A 25,310-nucleotide genomic window follows, 5' to 3' on the forward strand; every position below is an offset into this window, starting at 1 on the left:
GCCGCGATTCTACTTCAGTGAAAACCCTGATGCTTGCCGCCAAAATGGGTGTTGCCGCCGTGCGACGGGGCGGCGAGCCGGGTGCTCAGACTGTGGGATTTACGGCGGTTCGGCGGCGGGTGAGGCGGCTGCCGAACCAGGTCAGGCAGCGGGTTCCGTGGCCCCGCCGAGCAGCGCGCCCGACGTTTCGGTCTCTGCTGGCGACGCCGCCGATCCGGCCCCATCGATTGCCGCCGGCTCGTCCCAGCCGTTCTCGAACAGGCACGCTTCGATCGGCATCCGCGCGGCCCAGCGTTCTTCTTCCAGCATCGGCTTCGCATAGAACGCATCGACGTGCCCGACGCACAGCACGGCGATCGGCTTCGCGCCGTCGGGCATCCGCAGCAGCGTGCGCAGCGCATCGACGTCGAACAGCGACACCCAGCCCATCCCGAGCCCTTCCGCGCGCGCCGCGAGCCACATGTTCTGGATCGCGCACGCGGCGGATGCCAGATCCATTTCCGGGAGCGTGCGGCGGCCGAACACATGGCGTTCGCGGCCATCGGCGAGCGCGACGACCAGCAACTCGCCGCATTCGCGCACGCCTTCGACCTTCAGCCGCATGAATTCGTCCTGGCGCTCGCCGAGCGCGTCGGCGGTCGCGCGGCGCTCGGCCTCGACCAGCGCGTGAATGGCGGTGCGCAATGCGGAATCGGTAATACGGATGAAGCGCCACGGCTGCATGAAGCCCACGCTCGGTGCGTGATGCGCTGCACGCAGCAGGCGCGCGAGCACGGCCGGATCGACGGGCGCCGGCGTGAAGTGGCGCATGTCGCGCCGTTCGAAGATGGCGCGGTAGACAGCGGCGATGTCGGAATCGTCGAAACGCATGAGCGGCAAAGGCAGGGAAGGACGTCGGCGCAACGATAGCAGACGGCGCGCTCGAAACGTTACTTCAAACGAAACAATGCGTTGAATTGTTGACGAGGGTGACTGCGGTTCGCGGCGGGAGGCAGGAGCAAACGATTGCGGATGCGCGACAGGCCCCTGAATGGGCGGTTTTTCAGCGATTTGCCATTACGACGTTCCGCGGCGTCCGTGCATGCCACGCCTCGATGTTCAGCAGGGTGGTGTGCGCGATCTCGGCCAGCGCCTCGCGCGTGAAGAACGCCTGGTGCGACGTGACGATCACGTTCGGGAACGTCAGCAAGCGCGCGAGCACGTCGTCCTGCAGCGGCAGGTCGGAGTGATCCTCGAAGAACAGCCCGCTTTCTTCCTCGTATACGTCCAGCCCGAGATGGCCGAGCCGGCCGCTCTTGAGCGCGTCGACCAGCGCCTGCGCATCGACGAGGCCGCCGCGCCCCGTGTTGATCAGCATCGCGCCGTGCTTCATCCGCGCGAGCGTGCGTTCGTTGATCAGGTGGTGCGTCGACGGCAGCAGCGGGCAATGCAGGCTCACGATGTCGGCGTGATGCAGCAGCTCGTCGAGTTCGACGTAGCGCGCGCCGAACGCGATCAGCTCGTCGTCGTACGGCGGCACCGAGTGCGCGAGCACGTGCATCCCGAAGCCCATCATGATCTTCGCGAACACGCTGCCGATGAGGCCGGTGCCGATCACGCCGACGGTCTTGCCGTGCAGGTCGAAGCCGAGCAGGCCGTTCAGCGAGAAATCGCCTTCGCGGGTGCGGGCGACCGCGCGCGGCAGGCGGCGGTTGAGCGCGAGGATCAGCGCGACCGCGTGCTCGGCCACCGCATGCGGCGAATACGCGGGCACGCGCACGACCGTGATGCCGAGCCGTTCGGCGGCGGCGAGGTCGACATGGTTGAAGCCCGCCGAGCGCAGCGCGATCAGCCGCGTGCCGCCGTCGGCGAGCCGTTCGAGCACGGCCGCGTCGACGGTGTCGTTGACGAACGGGCAGACGACGTCATAGCCGTGCGCGAGGATCGCCGTTTCCGCGTCGAGGTGCGACGGCTGGAAGTGCAGCCGATAGCCGAACTGCCGGTTGGCGGCGGTGAACGAATCGTCGTCGTACTGCCGGCTGCTGAACAGGATCACGCGCACGCTGCACCTCCGAGGGCTGACGCGCGCAGTTTACTGCAGGCCCGTGACGATGTCGGAGCGTTCGGGGCCGCGCACCGGCCGCAGGAAGTCGTAGTCCGTCTGCCCGCGGGCGGCCGGCGCGCCGAAGTGCTCGAGCGCGTGCTCGACGAAGCTGCGTGTACGGGCCGGCACGTACTGGCGGTTCGGATAGACGAGCGACAACTGCGCGTCGGGATCGTCGATCCGGTAGCCGGCCATCAGCCGCACGAGCGTGCCGTGGTTGAGCGCGTCGGCCACGCACGGCGCGGGCAGCACCGCGATGCCGGCGCCGGCCACGGCCGCCGCCTGCACGAGCGCGAGCTGATTGACCGTGCAGGCCGGGCGCACCGTGACCGAATGGGCGACGCCGTCGTGACCGACCAGTTGCCACGTCGGCGCGTGCTGATGCGCCGCGAGCGTGACCCAGTCGTGGCCCGGCAGATCGTCGGGCACGCGCGGCTCGCCGCGGCGGTCGAGATAGGCCGGCGCCGCGCACGCGACGAACGGGTTCGGCGCGAGCGCATGACCGATCAGCGACGGGTTGCCGTCGAGCCGGGTGCCCGTGACGATGCCGACGTCGTAGCCCGAATCGAGCACGTCGAGCGGCCCTTCGGCGACGGTCAGCTGCACGCGCAGCTCCGGGTAGCGGTGCCGGAAGCTGCTGACGAGCGGCGTCAGCGCGAGCGGCGACAGCAGCCCCGACGCGACGACGCGCAGCGTGCCGGCCGGTTCGCGCACGGCATGCGCGACGGACGATTCGAGGTGGTCGAATTCCTCGAGCAGCGCACGGCAACCGTCGAGGTAGCGCACGCCGGCCTCGGTAAGCGACAGGTTGCGCGTGGTGCGATGGATCAGCCGTGTGTTCAGGTGGCCCTCGAGCATCGCGATCGAACGCGTGACGAGCGCATTGGACACGCCGAGATGGTGCGCCGCGCGCCGGAAGCTTTGCTGCTCGGCGACGCAGACGAATACACGCATGGTCTGAATCTGGTTCATGGCTTGCGTATTTCTGGCCCGGTTGATTGATTTTGGTTGTGGTTAATCGCCGCGCAACGTCGAAGCGCATTGCGCGGCCCTAGCTCTCCCTCGTCTCGAAAATAGAATTTTCGATTCCGCAGATGATTGTTCAATACAGAGCGGATATCCGTCAACCTGAGAAAACGGGCGGCTTGCGTAAAATCGAAATCGCGAGTACCCGTTTAACGCTGCAATGCAGCAAGGGCGGCCCGGCAAAACCGGTGGAGTATTGTGGTATGCGCGGCGAATTGAAAAATTCGCTTTTTAATCAGTAGTTTGCGTGAAATATGAGCAAGCCGGGACGCATCGGTTTCGGCGTCGCTCCCCAATACATGCTGCAATAATGGATGTTTTTTCCACGTTCGGATTTTGTGTATCGCATTCGTTCCGCGATTTGTATCAGGTGGCCGGTTCATTCCGTTCGGCCGGCGAATGAGGTTGAACCGCCGTTTCCGACGAATCATCTCGATATTGGGGGAGAAAATCGCGCGTTCGGAACCCTGAGTGGAACCGTTTCGCGGCCCGCGGGCAATCCCTTTTCAATCCGGCCGGGCATCGGGGGCGCGGCGTGCGGCCGGCTGGCCCGGTCCGGCGACCGGGCCACCGTCGCGCTGTCCGGACGTGCGTGCCTCTTGCGCGAGGCGGCCGAACACGGAATGATCGATCAGTTGGTCGCGCCGTGCCGTGAGCCCCGTGCCGCGGGCGTTCGGGCACTTCCTTTCCTCATCCTTTTCCAGCCATGTCCATCGATTATTCGCCGATTCCTTGTCCCGTCGTCGTGCCGCTCGACGCGATCCTGCCCGAAGAACCGCTGCTGATGATGGGGGCCGGCCCGGTGCCGATCCCGGCCGCGGTGGCCAAGGCGAACACGGTCGTGGTCAACCACCTCGGCGCGACGATGGCGAAGATCATCGAGCAGGTGAAGGAGATGGCGCGCTACGTGTTCCAGACCCGCACGAAGTGGGTGCTCGGCGTCGCGGGCCCCGGCTCGGCCGCGATGGAAATGGCGATCTCGAACCTCGCCTGGCGCGGCACGCGCGTGCTGTCGATCCGCAACGGCTTCTTCAGCGCGCGGATGGCCGAGATGGCCACGCGCGTCGGCGCCGACGTCGCGACGCTCGAAGTGGCCGACCGCGCGGTCGCGAGCCTCGACGAGATCGCCGACGCGATCGCGCGCGAGCGGCCCGAGATCGTCACGATCGTGCAGGGCGAGACGTCCAACACCGTGTGGAACCGCGACCTGCGCGACATCGCCGCGCTGGCGAAGGCGGCCGGCGCGCTGGTGGTCGTCGACGCGGTGTGCACGCTGTCGACGATGCCGCTCGAGATGGATGCGTGGGGCATCGACGCGGTGATCACCGGCGGCCAGAAGGGGCTGTCGTCGATCCCGGGCGTGTCGCTGATCGCGTTCTCCGATGCCGCGTGGGACCGCATGAAGCATCGCCCCGAGCCGAATGCGCACTGGTGCCTCGACATGGCGCTCGCGGAGAACTTCTGGCACAACGCCGGCTATCACTACACGGCGCCCGTGTCGGGCGTGCTCGCGCTGCACGAGGCGCTGCGGCTCGTTTGCGCGGAGACGCTCGAAAGCCGCTTCGCGCGCCACCTGCGCTGCTCGCTGGCGCTGCAGGCGGGCGTCGAATCGATGGGGCTCAAGCTCTATGCGCCGAAGGACTGCCGGCTTAATTCGGTGGTCGGGATCGAGACGCCGGAGGGGCTCACGCCCGGGATGGTCTGCGGCCATATCTCGAAGCAGTACCAGGTCGAGATCTCGGGCTCGTTCGGCTTGCCGATCGTGCGGATCGGGCAGATGGGCGAGCAGTGCCGTGAACACAATCTGTTCCGCACGCTGCATGCGTTCGGCCGCACGATGGTCGACCTGAAGGTGCCGGTCGACCTGCCGGCCGGCGTCGCGGCGCTCGAACAGGAGCTGTCGCGGCGCGGGGCGTAAGCGGGAAGAAGCGAGGAGACGAGGAAACGGGCCGTGCTCAGCGGCCCTGCATCGCGCGCCGGTACGTATTCGGCGTCGTGCCGTGCGCGTCGCGAAAGCGATGGCTGAAGTGGCCGGCGTTCGCGTAGCCGCAGTCGGCCGCGATCTGCGCGAGCGGCAGCATCGTCGTGCGCAGCAGCTCGCGGGCGCGGGCGAGCCGTTGCTCGGCCACCCACGCGTGCGGCGCGCGGCCGAACGACAGCCGGAACATCCGCGAGAAATGGTATTCGGACAGCGCGGCAACCTCGGCGAGTTCGCCGAGCGTCAGCGGCTGCGTGAGATACGTGTCGATGTAGTCGCGCACGCGGCGGCGCACGGCCGGCGCGAGGCCGCCGCGGAACGACGTGTCGGTGCGCGTCGTGCTCTGCCCGCGCAGCAGCAGGCTCAGCACGTCGTGCGCGGTCTCGTTCACGCGCAGCCGCTCGTCGGCATCTTCCCAGCCGTCGAGCGCGAGCGAGCGCAGCAGCGCGGCGACGCGCGCATCCTCGAAATAGGTGCGATCGGCGAGCTTCAGCTCGCGCGGCTCGCGGTCGAGCTCGCGGATCGCGCGCTGCGTGAAGTGCTCGGGCAGGAAATACAGGTGGACGAAGTGCATTTCGCCGCGCACCCACCAGCGCGATTCGTGGTCGCCCGGCAATGCGCACAGCAGGCTCGGCGCGCCGTAGCGGGGCACGCGCTGGCGCTCGGTCCGGTAGCCGCCGTCGAGGTAGCACGACAGCGTGTGGTGGCCGGGCTGCTCGTAGACCGTCTCGCTTTCGTCGGTGATCCGCGTCCACTCGGCGATCGCGAGGTGGTCGCCGAGCCACGCGAAGCGCTCGAGCGTCGCGTTCGCGTCGGCGAGCGTGCGGCAGACCGACTGCAGGCCGAACGGCAGATCGCCGCCGGCCAGGGCGGCGGCGCGGTCGACGGGCGGGGCGCAGAGGGAGAGACTCATGATGCGCCGAGTATAAGCGGGCGCGCGGCGCCGCGTGCGGCGTCCCGAAAAAGACCGCAATTCCGGACAATCGGCACGCGCGGGGCGACGGCATAGTCGGGATCCCGATTCACTCGATTGTCCGGAATGCCGCCATGAACCTGTCGCTTTATTTCGTCACCGTGCTGATCTGGGGCACCACCTGGATCGCGATCAAGTGGCAGCTCGGCTCGGTGCCGCCGCCCGTGTCGATCGCATGGCGCTTCTGGCTCGCGGCCGCCGTGCTGTTCGCGCTGCTGCGCGTGATGCGTCGCCCGGTGCGTCCGCCGCGCGAAGCGTGGCGCTTTCTCGTCGCGCAGGGCTTCGCGCTGTTTTGCCTGAATTTCCTGTGTTTTTACTATGCGGAGCAGGTCGTGCCGAGCGGGCTCGTCGCGGTGATCTTCTCGACCGCGCCGTTGCTGAACTCGATCAACGGCCGGCTGTTCATGGGCCGCCCGCTGCGGCCGTCGGCGATCGCCGGCGCGCTGCTCGGCCTGACCGGCATCGCATGCCTGTTCTGGCAGCAGATGGCCGGCCATCTCGACGACCACGCGACGTGGACGGGGCTCGCGATCGCGTTGGCCGGCACGATGTGCTTCTCGGCGGGCAACCTGCTGTCGAGCCGGATGCAGTCGATGGGGCTGCACCCGCTCGCGACCAACGGCTGGGCGATGCTGATCGGCGCGGCGATCCTGACCGTCGGCGCCGCGGTGGCCGGGATGCCGTTCACGCTCGACACGAGCCCGCGCTATCTCGGCGCGCTCGTCTATCTCGCCGTGCCGGGCTCGGTGATCGGCTTCACCGCGTACCTGACGCTCGTCGGCCGGATCGGGCCGGAGCGCGCCGCGTACTGCACGGTGCTGTTCCCGATCGTCGCGCTGGCCGTGTCGACGGTGTTCGAGGGTTACCAATGGTCGCCGCTCGCGGTGATCGGGCTGCTGCTCGTGGTGGCCGGCAATCTCGTTGCGTTCGATTTCACGCGAAGGTTGTTTCTGCGGACGGCCTGACGACGTTCACGGTTGCGCGAACCCGCGATCGAGGAAACCGGCGAACGGCCAATTTGGTTGACACGGTTGACTTGGTTTCGATTCGACGCTACGCTCGATCATTCCGGTCGTGACGGGAGGTGATGATGATTGCGCGAGCTCATACGCTGGAAGGGGCCGTCGTTCTCGATGTCGAGACGGAGGAAGCGCTGCGCAGCGCTGTCGGTGCGGCGACCATGCTCGGCCCCGATCGCGCGCGGGCGCTGCTCAGCCTGTCCGACGCGCAATTGGGGCACCTGTTCAAGGTCGGCATCGCGCAGGTCATCGATCTGGCCGGCACGATCACGTTCGGTATCACCGCTGCGGCGACGCGCGACAGGAAACCGGCCGGCGGGAAGAGGCGGGCGGCGAGCGCCACTGCCGATCCGGAGCGGCAGGTGCAGGCGGAACGGCGCATGCTGGTCGCCGACGGCAAGCTGCTGCCCGCCGGGCGGACATGGGCCGGCCTCGGCATGACGCGGCAGGCGCTCAGCAAGGCCGTGGCGTCCGGCCGGATCTTCACGGTCGATGTCGGCGCCGCACAGTACTATCCGGCCTTCTACCTGGCGGGGGATATCGATCGCAAGACCTTGGGCAGGGTGACCCAATGTCTGGGCGATTTGCCGGGATGGAGCAAATGGCAGTTCTTCACGACGCCGAAGGCATCCCTCGGCAACGTCACGCCGCTCGTCGCGCTGTCGCGCGGGAAGGTGGATGAAGTCGAGCGCGCTGCCACGGCGTTCGCCGAGCGCTAGGCGGCCCGTTTGCTGACGGCGCCGGGGGAGCATTTCGCGAGCGCGACACTCGTGACGCGCGAGATCGCGCCGACGGCGCTGGTGCGTATCTCGCGATATGCAACCGGCGAGCCTTACTTCGGGAAATCGGGCGGCAATCGCTTCGACGATTCGCGCAAGCGGCGGCGGTACGGCACGAGCTATTTCGGCTTCAATCTGCATTGCGCATTCGCCGAGACGGTGCTGCACGACGAAGTCGCCGATCTGGCGCTGGGCGGTTTTCCGCTCGTGACCACCGAACTCGATCGCTACGTCCTTTCATTTGACGGCGCGCCATTGACCGTCGCTGTCCTGCACGGCTTGCCGCTGAAAAATCTCGGTGGCGACGGTGCGTTGTCGACCACCGCACCATACGACGTTGCGCAACGGTGGTCGCTTGCCGTCCACCGGCATCCCCGTCGCGTCGACGGGTTCTTGTACATGTCGCGCCATCTCAACACGTCGGAAGCGCTCGTGCTGTTCGATCGTGCCGAACCGAAGCTCTCGCTCGGGCGCGCCGTTCCGTTCAGGCGTCATCCCGATGCGGCCCGCGTATTGCGGAACTTCAACGTACTGCGGCGTTGACGCGCGTGGCGGGGGCGCCGACGCGCATCAGCGCATCATCCCTCACGCTGCCGCGCCGCTCCCCGCCACGCGCGCCTGCCGCTGGTACAGCACCATCGACAGCGCGACGCCCGCGGCGGCGGCCACCGCCGCGAACAGGAACACCTGCGGATAGCCGAACGCGCCCGCGACATAGCCGGCGAGCGGCCCCGTGATGCCGAGCGACAGGTCGAGGAACACCGAATACGCGGACAGCGCCGCGCCGCGGCTTGCCGGCGGCACGAGCGCGACGGCCTCGACGCCGAGCGCCGGGAAAATCAGTGCGAAACCGAAGCCCGTCAGCGCCGCGCCGACGAGCGCGACGTGCGGCACCGGCGCGAGCCACAGCAGCAAAAGGCCCGCGGATTCGAACGCGAACGACACGATCGCGACGCGGAAGCCGCCGTAGGTCTTGATCGTGTTCGCGAACAGCAGGCGCGCGCCGATGAACAGCGTGCCGAACACGGTCAGCGACAGCGCGGCGTTCGGCCAGTGGCGCGCCGCGTAGTACAGCGTGACGAACGTGGCGATCGAGCCGAAGCCGGCCGAACCGAGCGCGAGGCCGAGGCCGTGCGGCAGCACGCGCGTGAACACGCTCGCATACGACATCCGTTCGCCGTGCACGAGCGGCACCGGCGCGATCAGGCGGGCGAGGTAGAAGCCGAGCGCGGCGAGCGCGATCACGATCACGCCGATCAGCGCCGGATTCAGCGTATGCGCGATCGCGACGCCGACCGGCGCGCCGAGCGCGAGCGCGCCGTAGGTCGCGATGCCGTTCCACGAGATCACCTTCGCGTTGTGCGCGACGCCGACCCGGCCGATGCCCCACAGGATCGCGCCGGTGCCGCACAGGCTTTCGCCGACGCCGAGCACGAGCCGGCTCGCGACCAGCAGCACGAGGCTCGCGACCGGCCAGTGCGCGAGCAGCAGCGCGACGAGCAGCAGCACGCCCGACACGCCGCAGCCGACCAGCCCGCGCAGCACCGTCTGCTTCGGCCCGAGCGTATCGGCGAGGCGACCGGCGAGCGGCCGCGACGCGAGCGTCGCGAAATACTGGACGCTGATCGCGCCGCCCGCGACGATCGCGGAAAAGCCGAGGTCGTCGTGGACGAAGCCCGGCAGCACTGCGAGCGGCAGGCCGATGGTCAGGTAGCAGATGAACGTGAAGCAGACGACGGACACGATTTGCAGCGTGAGCGCAAACCCGCTGCGCGGCGGTGTGGCGGAATCGGATGACATGGGGTCGGAACGAATGACGGAGCGAACGGAAAACGGCAGAAAAGGGAATCGGGATTTTCCCATGGAACCGGTTTTCCCGCAGGTACCATTTAGTTAAACGCGCCCCGTTCGTGAGGCGGATCGATGGGTCACGGGGCCTGGAACGGACGGAGCGGCCCGTGCCGCAAGGGCCTCGGCCGGTCGGGCGCGCATATCGCTGCAGTTATATGAGCCGCATGCGTGATGGGCTATGGGTTGCGGAATTTGACGGTGATAGCGTGCAAACTGTCAGAAAAACGTCGGTCGAGCGCTCCGCGCCAGCCGCCTTGCCCCCAAATTTGAAGAAACACCGAGACATGAGTGAGCCGATCCGCTTCTACCATCGTCACGCGATCCGCGAAGTCAGCGGCGCGGACGTGACCCGCACCGTGCTGCAATACCTGCGCGAGGACGCGCATTGCACCGGCACCAAGGAAGGCTGCGCGGAAGGCGACTGCGGCGCGTGCACGGTCGTCGTCGGCGAGCTGACCGACGCCGGCGCGGTCGAATTCAAGGCCGTCAACGCATGCATCCAGTTCCTGCCGACGCTCGACGGCAAGGCGCTGCTCACGGTCGAGGACCTGCGCCGGCCGGACGGCTCGCTGCACCCGGTGCAGCAGGCGATGGTCGATTGCCACGGTTCGCAATGCGGGTTCTGCACGCCGGGTTTCGTGATGTCGATGTGGGCGCTGTACGAGAAGCACGGCCACGAAGGCTGCGGCAACGCGTGCGCGAAGGCGAAGGACGTGCCGACGCGCACCGAGATCGCCGATGCGCTGACGGGCAACCTGTGCCGCTGCACCGGCTATCGTCCGATCGTCGATGCGGCGGTGCGGATGTTCGATGCGACCGGCGAAGGCGCGGCCGGAGAATCCGCGCCGCACCCGGCCTCGCCGGTCGACACGGCCGCGCTCGCCCGCACGCTCGCGTCGCTCAAGCGCGACGACACGTTCGACTACACGACGGTCAACGGCGCGCGCTTCGCGGCGCCGCGCACGCTCGACGCGCTGGCCGCGCTGAAGGCCGAGCGTCCCGACGCGCGCATCCTTGCGGGCAGCACCGACATCGGCCTGTGGGTCACCAAGCAGATGCGCCGCCTCGACGACCTGATCTACGTCGGCCAGATCGCCGAACTGCAGCAGGTCGTGCACGGCGACGACTGGATCGCGATCGGCGCGGGCGTGACGGTCGAGAAGGCCTATGCGGCGCTGGCCGGCACGTATCCCGAGCTGACCGAGATGTGGAAGCGCTTCGCGTCGCTGCCGATCCGCAACGCGGGCACGCTCGGCGGCAACGTCGCGAACGGCTCCCCGATCGGCGATTCGATGCCGGGCCTGATCGCGCTCGGCGCGCGCGTCGTGCTGCGCGGCGGCGACACGGTGCGCGAGCTGCCGCTCGAGGCGCTGTACACCGGCTATCAGCAAAAGGACATGGCGCCGCACGAATTCGTCGTCGGCGTGAAGGTGCCGACCCGCACCGGCGCGCGCGAAAAACTGCAATTCCGCACGTACAAGCTGTCGAAGCGGTTCGATTCGGACATCTCGGCCGTGTGCGCCGCGTTCGCGTTCATCGCGGACGGCGACACGATCCGCGAGCCGCGCATCGCATTCGGCGGGATGGCCGCGACGCCGAAGCGCGCTGCCCATACGGAAGCCGTGCTCGACGGCGCACAGTGGCACGAAGCCACCGCGCAGGCCGCGATGCGGGCGCTCGAGCGCGACTACCAGCCGCTGTCCGACATGCGCGCAACCAGCGCGTATCGCCTCGATACCGCGAAGAACCTGATGTTCCGATTCTGGCTGGAGACGCGTGCGCACGACCCGCTGCCGCCGCAGGCGCTGAACGTGCGCGAAGTGGCCGCCGAAGCAGGCGCCGAAGTTGCCGACGACGCGGCGCGCGTCTGACGACGGAGAACACCGAACATGAACCAGCAAGCAGAACCGTTCCTCAGCACCCTCGACCCGCAGGCCGACGCCGCGCAGGTGCACGTGTCGCGCGCGCACGAATCCGCCCACCTGCACGTGAGCGGCCGCGCCACCTACACCGACGACATTCCGCTCGTCGCCGGCACGCTGCACGCGGCGCTCGGGCTGTCGGCGAAGCCGCACGCGAAGATCGTGTCGATGAATTTCGACGCGGTGCGCGCGACGCCGGGCGTGGTCGCCGTGTTCACGGCCGACGATATTCCCGGCGTCAACGATTGCGGCCCGATCATCCACGACGATCCGGTCCTGGCCAAAGGCATCGTGCAGTTCGTCGGCCAGCCGATGTTCATCGTCGTCGCGACGTCGCATGAAACCGCGCGGCTTGCCGCGCGCCGCGCGCAGGTCGACTACGAGGAACTGCCCGCGATCCTGACCGCGCAGGACGCGCGCAAGGCCGAAACCTACGTGATCCCGCCGCTGAAGCTCGCGCGTGGCGACGCGGCCGCGCGGCTCGCCGTCGCGCCGCACCGCGAGTCGGGCGAGATGCTGCTCGGCGGGCAGGAGCAGTTCTACCTGGAAGGGCAGATCGCGTACGCGGTGCCGAAGGACGACGACGGGATGCACGTGTACTGCTCGACGCAGCACCCGAGCGAGATGCAGCACCTGGTCGCGCACGTGCTCGGCGTCGCGTCGCACAACGTGCTGGTCGAATGCCGCCGGATGGGCGGCGGCTTCGGCGGCAAGGAATCGCAGTCGGGCCTGTTCGCATGCTGTGCGGCGCTCGCCGCATGGAAGCTGCTGTGCCCGGTGAAGCTGCGGCCGGACCGTGACGACGACATGATGATCACCGGCAAGCGGCACGACTTCCATTACCGCTTCGACGTCGGCTACGACGACGACGGCCGCATCGACGGCGTCGCGCTCGACATGACGTCGCGCTGCGGCTTCTCGGCCGACCTGTCGGGCCCGGTGATGACGCGCGCGGTGTGCCACTTCGACAACGCGTACTGGCTTGGCGACGTCGACATCGCCGGCTACTGCGGCAAGACCAACACGCAGTCGAACACCGCGTTCCGCGGCTTCGGCGGCCCACAGGGCGCATTCGCGATCGAATACATCCTCGACGACATCGCGCGTTCGCTCGGCCGCGATCCGCTCGACGTCCGCTACGCGAACCTGTACGGCAAGACCGAACGCAACGTGACGCCGTACGGACAGACCGTCGAGGACAACGTGCTGCGGGAACTGCTCGGCGAACTCGAGACCACGAGCGACTACCGCGCGCGGCGCGCGGGCGTGCGCGCGTTCAACGCACGCAATACGGTGCTGAAGAAAGGCATCGCGCTCACGCCGGTGAAATTCGGCATCGCGTTCAACGTCACGCACTTCAACCAGGCCGGCGCGCTGGTGCACATCTACACCGACGGCTCGGTGCTCGTGAACCACGGCGGCACGGAGATGGGGCAGGGGCTCAACACGAAAGTCGCGCAGGTCGTCGCGCACGAGCTCGGCATCCGTTTCGGCCGGATCCGCGTGACGGCGACCGACACGAGCAAGGTCGCGAACACGTCCGCGACCGCCGCGTCGACGGGCTCCGACCTGAACGGCAAGGCCGCGCAGGATGCGGCGCGCCAGTTGCGCGAGCGGCTCGCGGCGTTCGCGGCGAAGCAGTTCGGCGACGGCAAGGTCGATGCGGCCGACGTGAAGTTCGGCAACGACGTCGTGTGGGTCGGCGGCCATGGCGTGCCGTTCGGCGAAGTGGTCGCGAAGGCGTATCTCGCGCGGGTGCAGCTGTGGTCCGACGGCTTCTATGCGACGCCGAAGCTGCACTGGGATCAATCGAAGCTGCAGGGCCGGCCGTTCTACTACTACTCGTACGGCGCGGCCGTGTCGGAAGTCGTGATCGACACGCTGACGGGCGAGATGCGTACGCTGCGCGTCGATGCGCTGCACGACGTCGGCGCGTCGCTGAACCCGGCGCTCGACATCGGCCAGGTCGAAGGCGCGTTCATCCAGGGGATGGGCTGGCTCACCACCGAGGAGCTGTGGTGGAACGCGGGCGGCAAGCTGATGACGCATGCGCCGTCCACGTACAAGATTCCGACGGTGAACGACACGCCGCCCGAGTTCAACGTGCGGCTGTTCCGGAACCGCAACGTGGAGGACAGCATCCACCGTTCGAAGGCCGTCGGCGAGCCGCCGCTGCTGCTGCCGTTCTCGGTGTTCTTCGCGGTGCGCGACGCGGTGGCCGCGGTCGGCGACTATCAGGTGAACCCGCCGCTCGACGCACCGGCCACCGGCGAGTCGATCCTGCGCGCGGTGAATGCGGTGCGTGCGGCGAGCGCCGCGCGGGCGGGCTGAGATGAACCGCCGCTCCACGCTCGCGTCGTGCGCCGGCCCTGACGGGGCGGTCAGCGTCGTCGGGACGGCCCGGTGGAGGCGCGCATGAACGGCCCCGCTCGTTCGCCGCGTGCCGCGTCGCCCACGCCCGCCGCCGGATACGACGGTGCGTGCGGCAGCACGCCGTCGCAGCCGCAACCGTTCGCGCCGGGCACCGGCCAGCGCAACCGCGCGACCGCGGCACCGCGGCCGATGCACGTCGTGCTGTTCGGCGCCGGGCACGTCGGCCACGCGCTCGTCACGCTGCTCGGCGCGCTGCCGTGCGTCGTGCAGTGGGTCGACACGCGCGACGAGCTGTTCCCCGACGAATGTCCGCCGAACGTGCAGCCGGAGCCGACCGACACGCCGGAGGCCGTCGTCGACGCGGCGCCGCCCGGCACGTACTTCCTCGTGATGACGCACAACCACGCGCTCGACTTCGCGCTCGCCGCGCAGATCATGCGGCGGCGCGACTACGCGTACTTCGGGATGATCGGCTCGCGCACGAAACGCGTGAAGTTCGAGCGCCGGCTCGCCGCGCGCGGCGTCGATCCGGCGCGGCTCGTCGAGATGGTGTGCCCGATCGGCGTCGCGGGCATCGTCGACAAGGCGCCGGGCGCGATCGCGGTGGCTGTCTGCGCGGAGCTGCTGCAGGCCCGCTCGGGCATGCCGGTGGCCGATGCGAAGGCGGCCGCGGCCGGGCGCGCCCGCGACGACGTGTCCTGCGTGCGATAAAGCCGCGGCAAAACGGTCATGCCGCGCGGCCGGCGCACGGCCGCGCGTTTTTGCCTACACTGCACGACAACGCGCGGCAGCGGGCCGCGCTTCATGTCACCGCGCACGCACCCATGTCCGATCACTCCGTCTATCTCGACGCGCTCGATGCGAGCCTCGTCGCCATCGAGCGCTGGCTGTCCGGCGTCGATACCGTGCCGGCGGCGCTCGATGCGCTGCTTGCCGCGTTTTCCGCCGACTTCACGATGATCCTGACCGACGGCCGCATGGTCGACCGTGACGGCATGCGCGCGCTGTTCGCGAAGCTGGCCGGCTCGAAGCCGGGGCTGCGCATCACGCTGTCGGAGATCCGCGTGCGCGCGGCCGACGCGACGCATGCGGTGATCACCTATCTCGAAGCACAGCACGCGACATCGGGCGAACTGCCGGCGCGTCGCGCGACCGCCGTGTTCGCGCGCGACGCGGCGGGCGTCGTGCGCTGGGCCCATCTGCAGGAAACCTTCTGCACGGCCTGAGCGGCCGCGTTGCCTGACCAGTCGCGCGACGCTTTGGCCGCGCGTCAGCGCTTGCGGGTGCGGGCGACCGTCAGCTCGTCGGACACGCTCTGCATCAGCGCGCACAGCCACGCGATGTCGGTCGGCCGATCGGGTTGCGGATGGGTGAGCAGGTAGCTCTTGATGCGCGGGAACGGCACGGGCGGCGTGACGACGACGAGCGGCAACAGTTGCGCATAGTGCGTCGCGAAGCGGCGCGTCGTCGTGAAGATCAGGTCCGACTGCAGCAGCACCTGCGGCACGATGCCGAAGTACGGCAGCGTCGTCACGATGCGCCGCGTGAGGCGCGCACGTGCCAGGCCGATCTCGATCGCGTTGCGCTTGTCGCCGGTGTACGGCGTCGGCGCGACGTGCGCGGCCGCCGCATACGCGTCGCGCGTGAGCGGCTCGCGGGCGAGCGGATGCGCGTCGCGCATCAGGCACACGATCGTGTCGGAGAACAGGTCCTGGCGCGCGAACTGCGGGTCGGGCTTCGGCCAGTTGCCGATCACGAGATCGAGCGCGCCCGATTCGAGCGCGCCCGCGTGATCGAGCGCGGGATTCAGCGAATCGATTTCCAGACGCGCATGCGGCGCGGCGTCGCGAAAGCGCTCGATCAGCGTCGGCATGAAGAAATCGTTCAGGTAGTCGGGCGCGGCGACGCGGAACGTGCGCCGCGCGGACGACGGATCGAAGTCGCCGTGCGGCGTCGCGATGAAGTCGACCTCGCGCAGCGCGCGCGACGCGGCTTCGAGCAGCGACGCGCCGTATTCGGTCGGCACCATGCCGGATTTGCCGCGCACGAGGATCGGATCGTTCAGCGTCTCGCGCAGCTTGCGCAGCGCGGTGCTGATCGCGGGCTGGGTCTGGTTCAGCCGCAGCGCGGCCTGCGTGACGCTGCGCTCGAGCAGCAGCGTGCGCAGCACGCGCACGAGCCAGATGTCGAGCGAGGCGGTACGGTCGTCGTCTTCCATCGATGGGGGGTGATTCCAGTGACGCGTAACCTTACCGCAGCCGTGCGTTGCCGTGCGTGATACCGGCCATCACGCACGCCATCACGCGCGGCCCTTCGGCAGCGTGCTGATCCGCTTGACCTCGCGCGATTCGAGCCAGTTCGGCGTGCGCGCGCAGTACAGCACCATCGGCAGCGCGTCCTCGCCCCAGAACAGTTGCTGGTTCATCCAGAACGTCGGCACGCCGAACACGCCGAGCGCGATCGCGTCGGCCGTGTTGCGCGCCAGCTGCGCGGCGGTTTCCTCGAATTCGATCAGCTCGTCGCCGTGGCTCACGCCGACGCGTTCGCACAGCGCCGCGAAGCCTTCCGGCGTCGACGGATCGTTGCCTTCGCGCCAGATGAAGCGGAACATTTCCAGCACCGTCGCGATATCGGCGCGCAGCGCGATCGCGAGGCGCAGCACCTTGTCGGAATCGAACGGGTGCGCGGGCGGCATCTTGAAGCGGATGCCGAGCTGTTCCGCGCGGAACAGCGCGTGACGGTACGTGAATACACGCTTGGCCGGCACGTCGGCGGTCGCGCGCTGGCCCCAGTGGCGCTGGAGGTCGGTCAGCGACACGGCCACGGGCTGGAACGGCACGTCGGGCCATTTGTCGTGCTGCTCGAGCAGCAGATACGAGAACGGCGACACGAAGTCGAAGAACCAGGCGGGTTGGGCGGTATCGAGGCCGGTTGTCATGTCGTTCTCCAGAGGGTGGGGCGTGCGGCGCCTGGCGGCGGCCTCCATGTTACGCGGCAGCGCGCGCATGCAGCAATGATCGCGGATCGTTCGCTCACGCGGAACCGGGAGTCGCCCGGGGGGCGTCGCCGGCCGGCGGCGGGCCGGTTTCCGCGCGCGCCGGCGGGTTGCCGGCGCCGGGCGGGGCCGCCGGCGCATCCGGGTCGTGCGACGTGAGCCGCTCGCGCACGAAGCCGATGTGCTCGCGCAGCACGTAGAACTGCCCGGCGTACGCGAGCGGCATCTTCATCCGGTTCACGGCCTCCTCGATGTCGTCGAGCTGGTCGAGCAACTGCACGCGCTCCTCGGCCGTATGCTCGCCGAGCGCGCTGCGCTCGAGCGCGATCAGCGCGCCGTACCAGCGGTAGATGCGCGAGCGCACGCGCCAGCCGTACAGCGACGGCACGAGCCGCAGCCCGGGGATCAGTACGACGATCAGCGGCACGACCACCACCAGCAACCGGTCGACGAGGCTCGCGACCCAGAACGGCAGCCGCCGGTACAGGAAGCTCTTGCCGGATTTGTAGTAGCGCGCGGCGTCGTCGGACAGCGGAAAGCCGCGCGTGACGGACGACGGGAATTCGCCCGCGTGCTGCAGGATCGTCGCGTGGCCGTGCACTTCGCGCGCGGCCTCGATCAGCAGGTCGGACAGCGCCGGGTGCAGCGAGTCGCGCGCGACGAGTTCGATCGTCGGCGCGACCGTGTGGATGTCGGCGGGCGGCAGGTTGCGGCCGAGATCGTAGACGCCCATCGGCAGCGTGATCGCGGTCAGGTACGGAAAGCGCCGCGCGTACGCCTCGGCCTGCGTGAACGAATACACGTGCACGCCGGGCGCGCGGAACAGCTTCGCCATCACCGGGATCTGCGTCGAGTCGCCGGACAGGAAGGCGGCGTCGATCTTGCCGTCGAGCAGCGCGGTCGCGGCGTCCTCGCCGGCGGTCGGCAGGAGCTCGGTCGGGCCGCCCGGCACGATGCCGTTCATCTTCAGCAACGCGAGGCTCAATTCGCGCGCGCCGCTGCCTTCGGCGCCGAGCGCGAGCCGCTTGCCCTTGAAGTCGGACAGGCGCGCGACGACCGGGCCGCGGTACATGATCGCGAGCGGCACGTAGCCGATGCTGCCGAGCGACACCAGGTGCTCGTCGCGCGCCTTCGGGCCGATGCCGCTCTGCACGAAGCCGACGTCGACCGGCGCGTTCGGGTTCGACAGCCGCGCGAGGTTCTGCGCGGAACCCTCGGACGATTGAACGTCGAGCGTGACGCCGTTTTTCGCGAGGATCGTCTTGTATTTCTGCGCGGCGTTCCAGTACGTGCTGCCGGGCGGGCCGGCCGAGATCACGAGCGTGGACGGCGGGGCCGGCTGGATCAGCTTGACCGCGAGCCAGACGGCCGCGCCGGCGAGCAGCACGGTCGGGCCGATCGACAGCGCGAGGTCGCGCCACGAGACGGCGACGAAGCGGGCGAGGATGCGGCGCGGCGGGCGAGGGCGGGCAGGCTTCATGGGATCGGCGGATGGCGCTGGCGTGACGCATCGATGACGGTCGTCGCGGGACGACGCGGATTCTCGCGGCGATGGTACCCGGTTTCGCCGCGCATGCGCGAATCCGGCGGGCTCGCGCGGCGGCGCGGCGACGGCGGCGGGCGCCGGCGCGTCAAAAGCTTTGCGCTTCCGCGGGCGCTGGATTACATTGTGCGACGCAGCCGCGCCCGATTCGCGCGCGACCCGGCACGTCATCAGACCGGGCGCGTCCGGCCGGCGGCTGCCCGGCCCGGCCGGCCCGCTTTCGCGTGCGCCGGCCGCCGGCCCGTGACGCCTCTCTCGTATCGCCGTGGAAAACACCGGCTGTCCCGCCCGTTCGCGCGCGGGCCGGCTGTTTTTGGGGGTATCCGGCCGTACTGTGCACGGCCGTTCCGGAGTGATAAGGAGATAGCATGAAGTCGATCGTGTTGAGAGCGTTGGGTGTCGCCGCCGTGGCGGCCTGTCTGTCGGGCAGCGTATATGCGCAGTCGAGCGACGCAGCGGCGACGGAAGCGCCGGCGGCCGCGACGAGCGCGCCGAAGGCCGCCGCGAAAACCGCGAAGAAGGCGAACCGCAAGCTCGGCTACGCGGTGCGCAAGGCCATTACGAAGGCAGGCGGCATCGACGTGGCGAACATCACCGTGCGTTCGAAGGGCGGCGCGATCTCGCTGGAGGGCACGGTGCCCGATCAGGCACAGATCGACAAGGCGGAAGAGGCAGCCAAGAGCGTGAAGGGCGTGACGTCGGTCACGAACAAGCTGACGGTTCAGCAGCAGTAACGCCGGGCGGCGGCGCGCGAGCGCCGCGCGCGCCCGTTTCCAGGCGGGCCCCGGCATGCCGGGGCCCGTTTGCGCTTCAGAGGCCGACAACCGCGCGCGGCGCGGCGGCGGGCCGATAACGATATCGAGGGGGCGGCGATGACGAAGTTCGGGTGGGGCAGGCGGGTGGTGGGGGGCGCGGCGCTGGCCGCGGTCGCGATGCTCGGCGCCTGCAACGGCGACGAGTCGGCCGAGCGCAACCGGTTGCCCGGCTTCGTGTCCGGCAGCGTGCGCACGACGGCCTACGACGGCGCGAGCGACGATCTGCTGACGGCCGGCCTCGGCAAGACGGGCCTTGCGGCGGCGAGCGCGCCGGGCTTCGCGAATCCGTCGCGGCCGACCAGCGCCGAATTGCGCCGCCTCGCCATCTGGTCGAATTACCGCGCGCTCGTCGACATGAGCGCGAACGGCGGCTACGGCCGCTTCTGGGGGCCGAACGTCGATCTCGACGGCAACGACACGCTCGGCGAAGGCAAGATCCCCGGCACCGAATATCTTGCGTATTCCGATGACGGCAGCGGCAGCAAGAACGTGACGCTGCTCGTACAGGTGCCTGCCGGCTTCAATCCCGCGCAGCCCTGCATCGTCACGGCAACGTCGTCCGGCTCGCGCGGCGTGTACGGCGCGATTTCCGCGGCCGGCGAATGGGCGCTCAAGCGCGGCTGCGCGGTGGCCTACAACGACAAGGGCGGCGGCAACGGCGCGCACGAGCTCGGCTCCGACACCGTCACGCTGATCGACGGCACGCTCGCCGACGCGGTGCTGGCCGGCGCCGCGAGCCTGTTCACCGCGAACGTGACGAGCGGCGATCTCGCCGCGTTCAACAGCCGCTTCCCGAACCGCTATGCGTTCAAGCACGCGCATTCGCAACAGAATCCCGAGCAGGACTGGGGGCGCATGACGCTGCAGGCGGTCGAATTCGCGTACTGGGCGCTCAACGAGCAGTTCGGCCCGCTGATCGACGGCACGCATCACGGCGTGCGCTATCGCGCGGGCGACATCACGACGATCGCCGCGTCGGTCAGCAACGGCGGCGGCGCGTCGCTCGCGGCGGCCGAGCAGGACAACCGCGGGTGGATTACCGCGGTCGTGGTCGGCGAGCCGCAGATCAACGTGCGGATGGCGCCGAATGCGGTCGTCCGCGCGGGCGGCCAGCCGGCGCCGTCGTTCGGCCGGCCGCTGGCCGATTACGCGACGCTCGCGAACCTGCTGGAACCGTGCGCGGCCGCGTCGGCGTCGCTCGCCGGCGCGCCGTACCTGAGCGCGCTGCCGGCCGCGACCACGCAGTCGATCCGCACGCAGCGCTGCGCGACGCTCGCCGCGGCCGGGCTGGTGGCGGGCGCCGACACGCAGAGCCAGGCGGCCGACGCGCTCGCGCAGCTCCACGCGGCCGGCTATCTGGCCGATTCCGACCTGCTGCAGGCGCCGATGTGGGATTCGCAGGCGATTCCCGCGATCGCGGTCACCTATGCGAACGCGTACACGCGCTCGCGCGTCACCGACAACCTGTGCAACTTCAGCTTCGCGACCACGAACGCGGCGGGCGCGGTCGCGGCGCCCGCCGCGTCGCCGATGCCGGCCGTATTCGGCGTCGGCAACGGCGTACCGCCGACGGCCGGCATCAATCTCGTGTTCAACAACGGCGCGGGCGTCGACCACCGGCTCGCGACGCCCGATGCAAGCTTCGCGGGCGCGCTGTGCCTGCGCCAGCTGTGGACGAACGGGATGCTCGGCATGCCCGCGAACGTCGACGCGGTGCGCGTGAACGCGAACCTGCACGGCAAGCCGGCGATCATCGTGCAGGGCCGCAGCGACGCGCTCGTGCCCGTGAACCACGCGTCGCGCGCGTACGTCGCGCAGAACGGCATCAGCGAAGCCGGGCGCAGCCAGCTGGTGTTCTACGAAGTGACGAACGGCCAGCACTTCGACGCGTTCCTGTCGGTTCCGGGCTTCGATACGCGCTTCGTGCCGGTTCACTACTACAACGTGCAGGCGCTGAACCTGATGTGGCGGCACCTGAAGAACGGCGCGCCGCTGCCGCCGTCGCAGGTGATCCGCACGGTGCCGCGCGGCGGCACGCCGGGCGCCGCGCCCGCGCTGACGAGCGCGAACCTGCCGCCGATCTCGGGCGTGCCGGGCGCGAACGCGATTTCCGTCGGCGCCGGCACGATCGACGTGCCGCTCTGACGACGGCCGTCACCCGCCTCCCACGAGCCGGACAGCCGTCCGGCTTTTTTATGCGCGTCTCTGGAATCGGTCCCGGACTGCCTTTTATCCGAATGGCGAGTGCTGTAACAAATTCTTACTTTACGGCGATAAATCCGGAACTTATTATGCGCCGGTATTTTCACTTAATTTAATAAATCAGATTACGAGAATATTTCTTTCCATTTAGTTAACCGATCCTTTCGATTTTATTCAATCGGCTCGAGTCGCGATTGATCGCCGCTTCGCGATTAATCGATATCTCGCCGACGGGGATCGTTCGTCTGTTCGAAGTGAAGGCGCTTTGCCGGTCGGGCTTTGCGAGGCGTTCTTTTGTCCGTCGCTTTTGCCGTGCCGGCAAATCCGCGGGAATGAATCCGTATTGCGGCGGATCGTTGAATTGTCGTTGGCAATGGAATTGATGCCATTGTGCGGTTGCAAAAAACATGGGTGGGGTAAATCGTGCCGATCGGTATTCGCCGATTCGGTAAAAAACTCGGAATGCGTCGCATAACGAATGCATTCCCGGTGCGGAGCGTCGGCGCAAATGATCCTTTGCGACCGGCGGTATTTATCGTTCTGTTCGAGAGGCAATAATGACGACACGGAAGTCCTTGAAAGACGGTTTCGCGCTATTCGGAACGACCTTGAGCGTACCGCTCGCCGCCGCAGCGGCCGCGGCGCTGCTCGTCACGGGGTGCGGCGGCGACGACGGGCCGAGCCCGACGGCGTCGGCCGCCACCGCGGCCGCGACGTCCAGCGGCAGCACGTCGGCCAGCACCGACGCAACGGCCGCCACCGCGGCCGACCAGCCGTACGTCGACACCGACGTGTACGGCACCGGGCCGAACGATGCGGTCACGGATTCGACGGAAGGCGCGGCGGTCGTGCACCGCCAGGTCACGATCGGCGGCAAGACGATCAAGTACACGGCCACCACCGGCCACCTGACGACGATCGATCCGGTCACGTCGGCGCCGAACGCGAAGATGTTCTACGTCGCGTACACGCAGGACAATCCCGACCCGTCGAAGCCGCGCCCGGTCACGTTCTTCTACAACGGCGGCCCGGGCTCGTCGTCGGTCTACCTGCTGCTGGGCTCGTACGGGCCGAAGCGCCTGCAGTCGTCGTTCCCGAACTTCACGCCGCCCGCGCCGTACAAGCTGCTCGACAACCCGGACAGCCTGCTCGACCGCACCGACCTCGTGTTCATCAACCCGGTCGGCACCGGTTACTCGACCGCGATCGCGCCGGCGAAGAACAAGGACTTCTGGGGCACCGACCAGGACGCACGCTCGATCGACCGCTTCATCCAGCGCTACCTGACCAAGTACTCGCGCTGGAATTCGCCGAAGTTCCTGTACGGCGAGTCGTACGGCACCGCGCGCAGCGCGGTCGTGTCGTGGGTGCTGCACGAGGACGGCATCGACCTGAACGGGATCACGCTGCAGTCGTCGATCCTCGACTACGCGAACGCGCTGTCCGCACCGGGCACGTTCCCGACGCTCGCGGCCGACGCGTTCTACTGGAAGAAGACGACGCTCAACCCGACGCCGACCGATCTCGATGCGTACATGGTGCAGGCCCGCAACTACGCGGACAATACGCTCGCGCCGCTCGCGCAGAAGCCGAACCCGCAGGACGGCGGCTTCGTGAACGTGCGGCTGAACCTGAACCTGCAGACCGCGCAGCAGATGGGCGCGTACATCGGCACGGACCCGACGTCGCTGATCCAGACCTTCGGCAACCCGGCCGCGCTCGGCAACGTGCCGTCCTCGGACGACAACCCGCCGTACACGTTCTTCCTGACGCTCGTGCCGGGCACGCAGATCGGCCAGTACGACGGTCGCGCGAACTTTACGGGCAAGGGCATCGCGCCGTATATCCTGCCGAACTCGGGCAGCAACGATCCGTCGATCACGAACGTCGGCGGCGCGTACACGGTGCTGTGGAACAGCTACATCAACACCGACCTCAAGTACACGTCGACGTCGTCGTTCGTGGACCTGAACGACCAGGTCTTCAACAACTGGGACTTCAGCCACACGGACCCGACCGGCGCGAACAAGGGCGGCGGCAACACGCTGTACACGGCCGGCGACCTGGCGTCGACGATGAGCGTGAACCCGGATCTGAAGGTGCTGTCGGCGAACGGCTATTTCGACGCCGTCACGCCGTTCCACCAGACGGAGCTGACGCTCGCGCAGATGCCGCTCGATCCGACGCTGAAGGCGCAGAACCTGACGATCAAGAACTACCCGTCGGGCCACATGATCTACCTGAACGACGCGTCGCGGACCGCGCTGAAGGGCGATCTCGCCAACTTCTACGACGGCATCCTCGCGAATCGCACCGCACTGCAACGCGTGCTGAAGCTGCAGGCGCGCACGCAGCAGATGAAGCAGCAGAAGCTGCGGCAGCAGGGGCAGTAAGCGGCGAGGGCGGTCACGCCGCCCGCCGGCCGCCGCGACGAAAAAATGCACTCGCGCGTGCGTCCCGGCGCTGCGCGTCGTGTGCGTCGATGGCGGCGCTGTCGTTCCTCGAGATGCCCTCGGGAGTCATGGACTCCCGGGGGCATTTTTTTGTGCCGGAGGGGGCGTCGCCCCGGAGGTCGCAGGTAACGGCTTCCCTAATCCTCAAAACAGGGATGGAAATCCCTCTATCGAGGATGGGCATGCGCCGACGGCGGCGTTTGTCATCAGGCGCGAGGCGCCCGCTCACGCCAGCACGAGCCGCACGCCGACCGCGACCAGGGTCGACGCGAGCAGGTTGCGCAGCAGCCGTTCGGGCGCGCGCGCCGACAGCAGGCTGCCGATCACGATGCCGGGCAGCGAACCGAGCAGCAGCGACAGCAGCATCGACCAGTCGACGGAGCCGAGCAGCCAGTGGCCCATGCCCGCGACCAGCGTGAGCGGCACCGCATGCGCGATGTCGGAACCGACGATGCGGGTCGTCGCGAGCAGCGGATACAGCAGCAGAAGCACGGTCACGCCGATCGCGCCGGCGCCGACCGACGTCATCGACACGAGCACGCCGAGCACGGCGCCCGTCAGCACGGTCGACCACAGCGTGCGCGCGGGGCTCGGCGCGAGCGGGTTGCGCGCGGCGAACGCCGTGAGCTGAGGGCGAAAGATCAGCGCGAGCGACGTGAGCAGCAGCGCGACTCCGAGCACGAGCTGGATCATCCGCGCGGTGCCGGGCGTGTTCATCCCGTGCGTGTGCAGCCACCACAGCGTGAGCGTCGCGGCCGGTACGCTGCCCGCCGCGAGCCGGCCCGTGATGCGCCAGTCGACCGAGCCTTTCAGGCCGTGGACGAGCGTGCCGGTGGCCTTGGTCGCGGCCGCGTACAGCAGGTCCGTGCCCACCGCCGTCGCCGGGTGGACGCCGAACAGCAGCACGAGGATCGGCGTCATCAACGAACCGCCGCCGACGCCCGTCAGGCCGACGAGAATGCCGACGAACAGGCCGGACAGCGAGTACAGCAGATCGATATGGGGAAGCGACATCGGAGGCAGGCGGTTATATGGCGTTCGGCGGCGGCGCGCGGCGGCGGCGCTGCGCGCGTCAAAGTCCGCCATTGTCGCAAAAGTGGCGCGTCAATGTACGACTGCGTTAAAAATCGCCGGGAGATCCGCACCGCATACGGCCGACGGGACATGAAACGGACGTTTGAACACGAGCGCGGCCGACGTGGGTGATCGACCTGAAAGCGATGGAGAATCGGGGGCAGATGACGCGTATCCGGCGCGCATAAAAAAGGGCGCGACAATGCGCGCCCTCGCTCGATGCC

General features: G+C 68.5%; 22 protein-coding genes. 12 read left to right on the forward strand and 10 right to left on the reverse strand.

What is annotated here, in order from left to right:
- Positions 1–141 precede the first annotated feature (141 nt).
- From bluB to CFB89_RS03645, 3 genes are all read right to left on the reverse strand, one after another.
- A complete protein-coding gene (gene bluB, locus CFB89_RS03635) occupies positions 142–870 on the reverse strand; it encodes a 5,6-dimethylbenzimidazole synthase (RefSeq protein ID WP_089466770.1) in 729 nt (242 codons plus the stop codon).
- A 172-nt stretch (positions 871–1,042) separates the two neighbouring features.
- Positions 1,043–2,041, reverse strand: a complete 999-nt coding sequence (locus CFB89_RS03640; protein WP_089466771.1) for a 2-hydroxyacid dehydrogenase — start codon at positions 2,039–2,041, stop codon at positions 1,043–1,045.
- Positions 2,042–2,071: 30 nt separating this feature from the next.
- The gene (locus CFB89_RS03645; RefSeq protein ID WP_089466772.1) at positions 2,072–3,055 is read right to left on the reverse strand and encodes a LysR family transcriptional regulator; all 984 of its coding nucleotides are present in this window, start codon (positions 3,053–3,055) and stop codon (positions 2,072–2,074) included.
- Between the two features lie 122 nt (positions 3,056–3,177).
- Here CFB89_RS03645 and CFB89_RS34750 point away from each other — a divergent pair, with 122 nt between their 5' ends.
- Together CFB89_RS34750 and CFB89_RS03655 are read left to right on the forward strand one after the other, a co-directional pair.
- Positions 3,178–3,351 (forward strand): hypothetical protein, encoded by a 174-nt coding sequence (locus CFB89_RS34750; RefSeq protein ID WP_179233372.1) that lies wholly within the window; start codon positions 3,178–3,180, stop codon positions 3,349–3,351.
- Positions 3,352–3,815: 464 nt separating this feature from the next.
- Complete coding sequence (locus CFB89_RS03655) at positions 3,816–5,027, forward strand: alanine--glyoxylate aminotransferase family protein (protein ID WP_089466774.1); 1,212 nt, start codon at positions 3,816–3,818, stop codon at positions 5,025–5,027.
- Between the two features lie 37 nt (positions 5,028–5,064).
- Here CFB89_RS03655 and CFB89_RS03660 read toward each other — a convergent pair whose 3' ends face one another.
- Positions 5,065–6,000, reverse strand: a complete 936-nt coding sequence (locus CFB89_RS03660; RefSeq protein WP_089466775.1) for a helix-turn-helix domain-containing protein — start codon at positions 5,998–6,000, stop codon at positions 5,065–5,067.
- Positions 6,001–6,134: 134 nt separating this feature from the next.
- On the opposite strand from CFB89_RS03660, the gene CFB89_RS03665 reads away from it, so the two are divergent.
- The 3 genes from CFB89_RS03665 (at position 6,135) to CFB89_RS03675 (ending at position 8,401) form a co-directional block, all read left to right on the forward strand.
- Positions 6,135–7,025: a DMT family transporter gene (locus CFB89_RS03665; RefSeq protein WP_089466776.1), complete on the forward strand. Its 891-nt coding sequence runs from the start codon at positions 6,135–6,137 to the stop codon at positions 7,023–7,025.
- Positions 7,026–7,147: 122 nt separating this feature from the next.
- The gene (locus tag CFB89_RS03670; RefSeq protein ID WP_256979656.1) at positions 7,148–7,798 is read left to right on the forward strand and encodes a hypothetical protein; all 651 of its coding nucleotides are present in this window, start codon (positions 7,148–7,150) and stop codon (positions 7,796–7,798) included.
- A gap of 81 nt (positions 7,799–7,879) precedes the next feature.
- Positions 7,880–8,401, forward strand: a complete 522-nt coding sequence (locus CFB89_RS03675; protein WP_256979657.1) for an RES family NAD+ phosphorylase — start codon at positions 7,880–7,882, stop codon at positions 8,399–8,401.
- A 42-nt stretch (positions 8,402–8,443) separates the two neighbouring features.
- Here the strand turns inward: CFB89_RS03675 and CFB89_RS03680 are convergent, their stop codons facing one another.
- A complete protein-coding gene (locus tag CFB89_RS03680; RefSeq protein ID WP_089466778.1) occupies positions 8,444–9,658 on the reverse strand; it encodes an MFS transporter in 1,215 nt (404 codons plus the stop codon).
- 335 nt (positions 9,659–9,993) lie between these two features.
- Between CFB89_RS03680 and xdhA the strand changes: the two genes are divergently transcribed.
- From xdhA to CFB89_RS03700, 4 genes are all read left to right on the forward strand, one after another.
- A complete protein-coding gene (xdhA, locus tag CFB89_RS03685) occupies positions 9,994–11,580 on the forward strand; it encodes a xanthine dehydrogenase small subunit (RefSeq protein WP_089466779.1) in 1,587 nt (528 codons plus the stop codon).
- A gap of 18 nt (positions 11,581–11,598) precedes the next feature.
- Positions 11,599–13,962: a xanthine dehydrogenase molybdopterin binding subunit gene (gene xdhB / locus CFB89_RS03690; RefSeq protein ID WP_089466780.1), complete on the forward strand. Its 2,364-nt coding sequence runs from the start codon at positions 11,599–11,601 to the stop codon at positions 13,960–13,962.
- A gap of 84 nt (positions 13,963–14,046) precedes the next feature.
- Positions 14,047–14,715 (forward strand): xanthine dehydrogenase accessory protein XdhC, encoded by a 669-nt coding sequence (gene xdhC / locus CFB89_RS03695; protein ID WP_089466781.1) that lies wholly within the window; start codon positions 14,047–14,049, stop codon positions 14,713–14,715.
- A gap of 113 nt (positions 14,716–14,828) precedes the next feature.
- Positions 14,829–15,230: a nuclear transport factor 2 family protein gene (locus tag CFB89_RS03700; protein WP_089466782.1), complete on the forward strand. Its 402-nt coding sequence runs from the start codon at positions 14,829–14,831 to the stop codon at positions 15,228–15,230.
- Positions 15,231–15,274: 44 nt separating this feature from the next.
- Here the strand turns inward: CFB89_RS03700 and CFB89_RS03705 are convergent, their stop codons facing one another.
- The 3 genes from CFB89_RS03705 to CFB89_RS03715 all read right to left on the reverse strand — a co-directional run bounded on the left by CFB89_RS03705 (position 15,275) and on the right by CFB89_RS03715 (position 18,479).
- Entirely contained in the window at positions 15,275–16,222 is a 948-nt protein-coding gene (locus CFB89_RS03705) for a LysR family transcriptional regulator (protein WP_089466783.1), read from the reverse strand.
- Between the two features lie 81 nt (positions 16,223–16,303).
- Positions 16,304–16,942 carry a DsbA family protein gene (locus CFB89_RS03710; protein WP_089466784.1) on the reverse strand — a complete coding sequence of 213 codons (639 nt, stop codon included), beginning with the start codon at positions 16,940–16,942 and terminating at the stop codon, positions 16,304–16,306.
- 94 nt (positions 16,943–17,036) lie between these two features.
- Positions 17,037–18,479, reverse strand: a complete 1,443-nt coding sequence (locus tag CFB89_RS03715; protein WP_089466785.1) for a TAXI family TRAP transporter solute-binding subunit — start codon at positions 18,477–18,479, stop codon at positions 17,037–17,039.
- A gap of 431 nt (positions 18,480–18,910) precedes the next feature.
- On the opposite strand from CFB89_RS03715, the gene CFB89_RS03720 reads away from it, so the two are divergent.
- Together CFB89_RS03720 and CFB89_RS03725 are read left to right on the forward strand one after the other, a co-directional pair.
- A complete protein-coding gene (locus CFB89_RS03720; protein ID WP_089466786.1) occupies positions 18,911–19,276 on the forward strand; it encodes a BON domain-containing protein in 366 nt (121 codons plus the stop codon).
- Between the two features lie 138 nt (positions 19,277–19,414).
- Complete coding sequence (locus CFB89_RS03725; protein ID WP_089466787.1) at positions 19,415–21,502, forward strand: D-(-)-3-hydroxybutyrate oligomer hydrolase; 2,088 nt, start codon at positions 19,415–19,417, stop codon at positions 21,500–21,502.
- Positions 21,503–21,710: 208 nt separating this feature from the next.
- On the opposite strand, the gene CFB89_RS03730 is transcribed toward CFB89_RS03725, so the two are convergent.
- Positions 21,711–21,968 (reverse strand): hypothetical protein, encoded by a 258-nt coding sequence (locus CFB89_RS03730; protein ID WP_256979566.1) that lies wholly within the window; start codon positions 21,966–21,968, stop codon positions 21,711–21,713.
- Between the two features lie 148 nt (positions 21,969–22,116).
- On the opposite strand from CFB89_RS03730, the gene CFB89_RS03735 reads away from it, so the two are divergent.
- A complete protein-coding gene (locus tag CFB89_RS03735) occupies positions 22,117–23,952 on the forward strand; it encodes a S10 family peptidase (RefSeq protein ID WP_089466788.1) in 1,836 nt (611 codons plus the stop codon).
- Between the two features lie 285 nt (positions 23,953–24,237).
- Here the strand turns inward: CFB89_RS03735 and CFB89_RS03740 are convergent, their stop codons facing one another.
- Positions 24,238–25,026 carry a sulfite exporter TauE/SafE family protein gene (locus tag CFB89_RS03740; RefSeq protein WP_089467897.1) on the reverse strand — a complete coding sequence of 263 codons (789 nt, stop codon included), beginning with the start codon at positions 25,024–25,026 and terminating at the stop codon, positions 24,238–24,240.
- Positions 25,027–25,310 lie beyond the last annotated feature (284 nt).

Source organism: Burkholderia sp. AU16741, assembly GCF_002223345.1.
Taxonomy (GTDB): domain Bacteria; phylum Pseudomonadota; class Gammaproteobacteria; order Burkholderiales; family Burkholderiaceae; genus Burkholderia; species Burkholderia sola.

Coding starts and splice junctions, on each gene's coding strand:
- bluB (WP_089466770.1), bottom strand. CDS start 870: ATGCGTTTCGACGATTCCGACATCGCCGCTGTCTACCGCGCCATCTTC.
- CFB89_RS03645 (WP_089466772.1), bottom strand. CDS start 3,055: ATGAACCAGATTCAGACCATGCGTGTATTCGTCTGCGTCGCCGAGCAG.
- CFB89_RS34750 (WP_179233372.1), top strand. CDS start 3,178: ATGATTGTTCAATACAGAGCGGATATCCGTCAACCTGAGAAAACGGGC.
- CFB89_RS03655 (WP_089466774.1), top strand. CDS start 3,816: ATGTCCATCGATTATTCGCCGATTCCTTGTCCCGTCGTCGTGCCGCTC.
- CFB89_RS03660 (WP_089466775.1), bottom strand. CDS start 6,000: ATGAGTCTCTCCCTCTGCGCCCCGCCCGTCGACCGCGCCGCCGCCCTG.
- CFB89_RS03665 (WP_089466776.1), top strand. CDS start 6,135: ATGAACCTGTCGCTTTATTTCGTCACCGTGCTGATCTGGGGCACCACC.
- CFB89_RS03670 (WP_256979656.1), top strand. CDS start 7,148: ATGATGATTGCGCGAGCTCATACGCTGGAAGGGGCCGTCGTTCTCGAT.
- CFB89_RS03680 (WP_089466778.1), bottom strand. CDS start 9,658: ATGTCATCCGATTCCGCCACACCGCCGCGCAGCGGGTTTGCGCTCACG.
- xdhA (WP_089466779.1), top strand. CDS start 9,994: ATGAGTGAGCCGATCCGCTTCTACCATCGTCACGCGATCCGCGAAGTC.
- xdhB (WP_089466780.1), top strand. CDS start 11,599: ATGAACCAGCAAGCAGAACCGTTCCTCAGCACCCTCGACCCGCAGGCC.
- xdhC (WP_089466781.1), top strand. CDS start 14,047: ATGAACGGCCCCGCTCGTTCGCCGCGTGCCGCGTCGCCCACGCCCGCC.
- CFB89_RS03700 (WP_089466782.1), top strand. CDS start 14,829: ATGTCCGATCACTCCGTCTATCTCGACGCGCTCGATGCGAGCCTCGTC.
- CFB89_RS03705 (WP_089466783.1), bottom strand. CDS start 16,222: ATGGAAGACGACGACCGTACCGCCTCGCTCGACATCTGGCTCGTGCGC.
- CFB89_RS03710 (WP_089466784.1), bottom strand. CDS start 16,942: ATGACAACCGGCCTCGATACCGCCCAACCCGCCTGGTTCTTCGACTTC.
- CFB89_RS03715 (WP_089466785.1), bottom strand. CDS start 18,479: ATGAAGCCTGCCCGCCCTCGCCCGCCGCGCCGCATCCTCGCCCGCTTC.
- CFB89_RS03720 (WP_089466786.1), top strand. CDS start 18,911: ATGAAGTCGATCGTGTTGAGAGCGTTGGGTGTCGCCGCCGTGGCGGCC.
- CFB89_RS03725 (WP_089466787.1), top strand. CDS start 19,415: ATGACGAAGTTCGGGTGGGGCAGGCGGGTGGTGGGGGGCGCGGCGCTG.
- CFB89_RS03730 (WP_256979566.1), bottom strand. CDS start 21,968: ATGTTTTTTGCAACCGCACAATGGCATCAATTCCATTGCCAACGACAA.
- CFB89_RS03735 (WP_089466788.1), top strand. CDS start 22,117: ATGACGACACGGAAGTCCTTGAAAGACGGTTTCGCGCTATTCGGAACG.
- CFB89_RS03740 (WP_089467897.1), bottom strand. CDS start 25,026: ATGTCGCTTCCCCATATCGATCTGCTGTACTCGCTGTCCGGCCTGTTC.